Below are 5,048 nucleotides of genomic sequence, written 5' to 3' on the forward strand. Positions count from 1 at the left end.
TTTCTGACGCACCTTATTTCATCTAACTAGCAACTTACATTATTACACATAATACAGTTTTGAAACAGGCTGGACTGCCTAAATCTTTTTAAAAAGTAAAACGAGTTCCGCTTATTGATCGCGAGGAATTTATTATGATTTCTGAAAACCTTAAAAAAGTTGTAAATAGTATCCTTGTACGTCATAGAGAGCTTTTTCAAGAAAGCCTAAGTCCTATGAAACTTCAAAAACTTTGCTACTACGTTCAGGCTATATATATGGCAACTCATGATGGAGAAACATTATTTCAGGAAGATTTTGAAGCGTGGACATACGGACCAGTTATTCCAGACTTATATCACGAGTTTAAACAGTATGGATGGAAAAGTATAGAAGATGAAGTTGAAGTACCAGAAATTGAACAAGAAATAGAAGAATTTATTGAGCTAATTGTTGAAGCGTATGGTCGATATGATGGAGCAGCTTTAATCACAATGACCCATCGTGAAGAACCCTGGTTAGATGCTAGAAAAGGATTACCGGAAATGGAAGGTTCTAATGCTGTTATATCTAAAGAATCAATGAAAAGATTCTTTAAAAAGAGGTTGAACCCATACATGGAAATAACAAGTGTCTAAAAAAAGATTTGACAACGCTATAAAATCTATTTCAGAAGATTCATATCAGCAAGTTAAGCATGAAAAACTAAAAATTTCCTTCAAATATATTGATTGGGAATCAGCAGATTTTTTTATTCATGGATTATCTAAAAAATACTATCAACTTCTATTTGAAGCTTTTGATGCAATACAGATGGCAACAGTTTATGAAATTAAGGAGCAGACACATCAAAGATTAAATCCTAAGTTTATTAATTGGAAAGGAGATAGTACAATAACACAAAGCTCTTTTCCAGACAAGATTAAAAATTCATTAATTCCTCAATGTGGTAATGATGAAAATGAGTTACAAAAACAGTTTGAAGCAATGACAAGAGATTCTTTTGAACTGAGAGTGGCTAAAAATTATGGAAGAATACATGGTTTTATTTTTGATACTACTTTTCACATAGTATGGTTTGACCCTGGACACAACCTCTTTCCTGGGTCTAATCAAGGAAAGGCCAACAAAACTAAACTTCCTGAAGAAATTGGGAAAGTAAAACCTTTTTGTCCAGAAGAATTTAATCGTCTTAAAGACAAGAATATATCTCTATATAACCAAAATCAAGAACTTATTCAAGAAAACAAAGAGTTAATAGAACTTTTGGATAAAAAAACTTTACCTGGCACTTAATATAATATTAAATTATCAAAGTTATTATTTTTATATTCACAGTTAAACGGCAAAATTTGGTTATAACAAATCTCCCACCCCGCACTTAGGCAAGTTTAAGTATTAAATAGATTAAATAATGATAAAATTTATAATGTAGTATATGAACCAGATAACGAGGTAATTGTAAAATGGATAAAATAGCCAAATATCGAGAATACATTCAAACATTACTTACAGATTACGCCAAAGATGATATTTCAACCGACGAAGTAGATGTGGAACTTGTCTTTGATACAGAACGTGATCATTACCAGTGGATGAATGTTGGTTGGGAACATTTAAATCGTGTTTATATGACTGTCATGCACTTCGATATTAAAAACGGCAAAATTTGGTTACAACAAAATTTAACAGAAGAAAATCCAGCCGAAGAGTTAATAAAAATGGGTGTTCCCAGAGAGGATATAGTTCTCGGACTGCATCCTCCTTACAAACGCCCTTATACAGATTATGGTATTGCTTAATACTTGATATAGTGTTAGAATGGTTGGTATTGCATAAAAAGTTTCAGAACTGAATACACACTATTCACATTTCCTTTTTATTTCTGAACAGTTCATTATTGATAATGAGCCAAAAATAAAGATTTTATGCTGGTTTATCAGAACAAGAATTGAGGAAATATTAAATCCCTCTAAGTGACTCAATTAGTTTTAACAAAAATGGTCAGATTAAACCCAATTCTCGTTTAAGTAAATTAATTGAGTGACTACCGATATAGTTTTCGCAGCGAACTACCTTGGGTAAACGAATTAATTCTTCTGTCACAGTTTGCAAAGCTGCTTGGATGGCAGAAAGGCTGGTATGATCGGTACAGAAAATAATTTCCGCTCGTCTAGCTAGGGCGTGAAGTTTATAAGCATCCTTTGGTTGGGAAGTCATCACCAGTAGTTCGTCTCCACGTAGACCATGGAGGATGACTTCCGTAGCTCTGAGAATGCCCGGACTAAGGCTGACAATGCCGATACAACTAGCTTTAGGGAGATTTTTGACTAAATTTATTTCCTTGCCATAATCGTGGATATCTAGGGGAATTACGCGCACGGCTTTTGGTGCAGCGATCGCCTCCACTTCTTTGATAAAATATCGACTTGTAACCAAGGTAGCAGAAGTAGTTTGGTCTAGAACTGCGATTAATTCTTCCATTGCTACCAGTTGAACGGGGATTTTTAAGGATTCTTCCAACTCATCCACCATTAATTCCCCAACCCCCAAGTCTTGAGTTGGTACAGCTACCAGCACTCTGGTACTACAACGCAAACGCCAGTCAACTTCTGCTAGAAATAATTCCCGCGCTTGATTGACAGAACAACCTTGAGAGAGCAATTCATCCAGGGTTTTCTGCACCACTTTGTAAGCCTCTGGGTATTGATGAAGAATGGGAGATTGGAGACGACTACCACCTTCGTGACCTTGAGCGCGGACATAAATTCCCGAACCAGCCAGACTTTCAACCAGTCCGTCTTCTTCCAAATGACGATAAACTTTACTGACAGTATTGCGATGTAGTCCTGTTTGCATGGCTAAAGCCCTGGTGCTAGGCAATTTGAATCCAGGTGGATATTGCCGAGAGGCGATCGCAAACCGAATTTGATTAAATAATTGAGTAGAGGAGGGAATGTCACTATCTGGCTGAATACGGAATTGCATCATCAATAAAAACCAGTATGCAAGGGTGAAACTTTTTCAGCTAGAGTTGCTTACTGGCATAGTTATAACAAAGATTGATAGAGCATTGGTACAAAATATGATGACAGAATCAACAATAGAGACTAAAACGGTTAAACTTATTCAAGATAACCTCCAAATAAATGCTTATTTAGCTCAACCCAAAGAACCTGGTCTGTATTCAGGAGTTGTGGTTTTGCAAGAAATTTTTGGTGTGAATGTTCATATTCGGGATGTAACAGAAAGAATTGCTAAATTGGGATACATAGCGATCGCTCCCTCCTTATTTGAACGTATTGCCCCTGGTTACGAAACTGGTTATACCCCCCAAGACATAGAAACAGGCAAACAATACGCTTGGTCACAAACAACAGCCCCCGAACTATTAAACGACATTCAATTAGCACTTGACTACCTAAAAACCCTCCCCCAAGTCAAAAAAGATGGCTTTGGCTGTATTGGTTTTTGTTTTGGTGGTCATGTAGCATATCTAGCTGCCACCCTATCGGAAATTAAAGCAACAGCCGCCTTTTACGGTGCAGGGATTCCCACCCGCACACCAGGGGGAGGAGATCCTAGCATTACCCGTACCAAAGATATTCAAGGTACTATTTATCTATTTTTTGGCATGGAAGATCCCAGTATTCCCCCAGAACATATAGAGGAGATCAGGGGTGAATTAGAAAAATACCACATTTCCCATCGGGTGTTTCGTTACGATGGAGCAGAACACGGATTTTTTTGTGACCGTCGTGCCAGTTATAATCCTAATGCTGCTGCTGATGGGTGGGAGCAGGTGAAACAACTTTTTACCAATGTTTTGCCAGTGTAAAAATGCTGAATCAAAACCAGGGTTTTGTTTACTTCCAGCAAATCTAATGTTGTTAGAGGTTAAATAAAACTCTAGTGACATCAGATCAAATAACAACTTATAGTCAAAAGTCATGAATTCTGAATCGAAACTTTCTCAAACAGCTAATTCGCCCTTCACAATGGACGATTTTGCTAAAGCACTGGAAACACACGACTACCAGTTTCAAAAAGGTCAGGTTGTACATGGTAAAGTATTTCAAATCGACCATGATGGGGCTTATGTAGACATTGGTGGCAAATCGTCGGCGTTTCTTCCTCGTGATGAGGCTGCTTTGAGAGCAGTAACCGATTTATCGGAAGTGTTGCCGATGCAGGAAAATATGGAATTTTTAATTATCCGCGAGCAAGATGCGGAGGGTCAAGTTACCATATCTCGAAAACAGTTAGAAATTCAGCATATTTGGGATAAATTGGTAGAAATGAAGGAAAATTCCCAAACTGTGCAAGTGCGCGTGATGGGTGTGAATAAAGGTGGTGTGACTGTAGATGTACAATCTTTGCGGGGATTTATTCCGCGATCGCACCTGCAAGAACGTGATAACTTAGAAGCACTCAAAGGTCAAGCCCTCACCGTTGGCTTTTTAGATGTAGACCGGAATAACAAAAAACTCATTCTTTCTCAACGCATAGCCACTCGTTCTAGTAGTTTCAGTTTATTAGAAATTGGTCAGTTAGTAGAAGGCAAAATTACAGGAATTAAACCTTTTGGTGTATTTGTTGATTTTGAAGGAGGTAGCGCCCTCTTACACATCAAGCAGGTGAGCCAAAAATTCATTGACTCTTTAGAAAAGGTTTTTCAAGTTGGTCAACCAATTAAAGCTGTAATTATTGATTTAGATCAAGGTAAGGGTAGAGTGGCAATATCTACCAAAATTTTAGAAAATTACCCCGGTGAAGTGTTAGAAAACATGGAAGAGGTGATGAATTCAGCCGAAGCCCGTGCTAATCGAGCCGCTAACAAAGCTAGTGAATGATTAATTAACTTTAAAAGACTAATACGAACATAAACATCTGAACACGGATTAAATGGATTACGCTGATTTCACGGATTTTAGTTGTCTATTATTTTGATAGATAGTTAATCTGTATAATCTGTCTAATCCGTGATTCTCACCTTGTTTTTAGCTATTCATACATCACTCAGCCTCTACATTGCTTGCCTAAGATACTTGTAAAGCCAACATATAGGC

General features: G+C 37.3%; 6 protein-coding genes. 5 read left to right on the top strand and 1 reads right to left on the bottom strand.

The annotated features are described in order from the left end of the window. The first annotated feature begins 134 nt into the window (after positions 1-134). The 3 genes from VB711_RS17840 to VB711_RS17850 all read left to right on the top strand — a co-directional run bounded on the left by VB711_RS17840 (position 135) and on the right by VB711_RS17850 (position 1,781). Positions 135-617: a Panacea domain-containing protein gene (locus VB711_RS17840; RefSeq protein ID WP_323287543.1), complete on the top strand. Its 483-nt coding sequence runs from the start codon at positions 135-137 to the stop codon at positions 615-617. Further along, entirely contained in the window at positions 610-1,275 is a 666-nt protein-coding gene (locus VB711_RS17845) for a hypothetical protein (RefSeq protein WP_323287544.1), read from the top strand. Before VB711_RS17840 ends, VB711_RS17845 begins: the two co-directional genes overlap by 8 nt. A gap of 170 nt (positions 1,276-1,445) precedes the next feature. Then, complete coding sequence (locus VB711_RS17850) at positions 1,446-1,781, top strand: XisI protein (RefSeq protein ID WP_323287545.1); 336 nt, start codon at positions 1,446-1,448, stop codon at positions 1,779-1,781. 202 nt (positions 1,782-1,983) lie between these two features. Here VB711_RS17850 and VB711_RS17855 read toward each other — a convergent pair whose 3' ends face one another. Further along, complete coding sequence (locus VB711_RS17855) at positions 1,984-2,970, bottom strand: GntR family transcriptional regulator (RefSeq protein ID WP_323287546.1); 987 nt, start codon at positions 2,968-2,970, stop codon at positions 1,984-1,986. A gap of 97 nt (positions 2,971-3,067) precedes the next feature. Here VB711_RS17855 and VB711_RS17860 point away from each other — a divergent pair, with 97 nt between their 5' ends. Together VB711_RS17860 and VB711_RS17865 are read left to right on the top strand one after the other, a co-directional pair. After that, a complete protein-coding gene (locus VB711_RS17860) occupies positions 3,068-3,817 on the top strand; it encodes a dienelactone hydrolase family protein (RefSeq protein ID WP_323287550.1) in 750 nt (249 codons plus the stop codon). 112 nt (positions 3,818-3,929) lie between these two features. Further along, positions 3,930-4,832, top strand: a complete 903-nt coding sequence (locus VB711_RS17865; RefSeq protein WP_323287547.1) for a S1 RNA-binding domain-containing protein — start codon at positions 3,930-3,932, stop codon at positions 4,830-4,832. The last annotated feature ends 216 nt before the right edge of the window (positions 4,833-5,048 follow it).

Source organism: Cronbergia sp. UHCC 0137 (assembly GCF_034932285.1).
GTDB lineage: Bacteria > Cyanobacteriota > Cyanobacteriia > Cyanobacteriales > Nostocaceae > Cronbergia.

What these genes read in the sequence shown, in the direction of transcription:
- VB711_RS17840 (WP_323287543.1), top strand. Translation starts at nt 135, where the DNA reads ATGATTTCTGAAAACCTTAAAAAAGTTGTAAATAGTATCCTTGTACGT.
- VB711_RS17850 (WP_323287545.1), top strand. Translation starts at nt 1,446, where the DNA reads ATGGATAAAATAGCCAAATATCGAGAATACATTCAAACATTACTTACA.
- VB711_RS17855 (WP_323287546.1), bottom strand. Translation starts at nt 2,970, where the DNA reads ATGATGCAATTCCGTATTCAGCCAGATAGTGACATTCCCTCCTCTACT.
- VB711_RS17860 (WP_323287550.1), top strand. Translation starts at nt 3,068, where the DNA reads ATGACAGAATCAACAATAGAGACTAAAACGGTTAAACTTATTCAAGAT.
- VB711_RS17865 (WP_323287547.1), top strand. Translation starts at nt 3,930, where the DNA reads ATGAATTCTGAATCGAAACTTTCTCAAACAGCTAATTCGCCCTTCACA.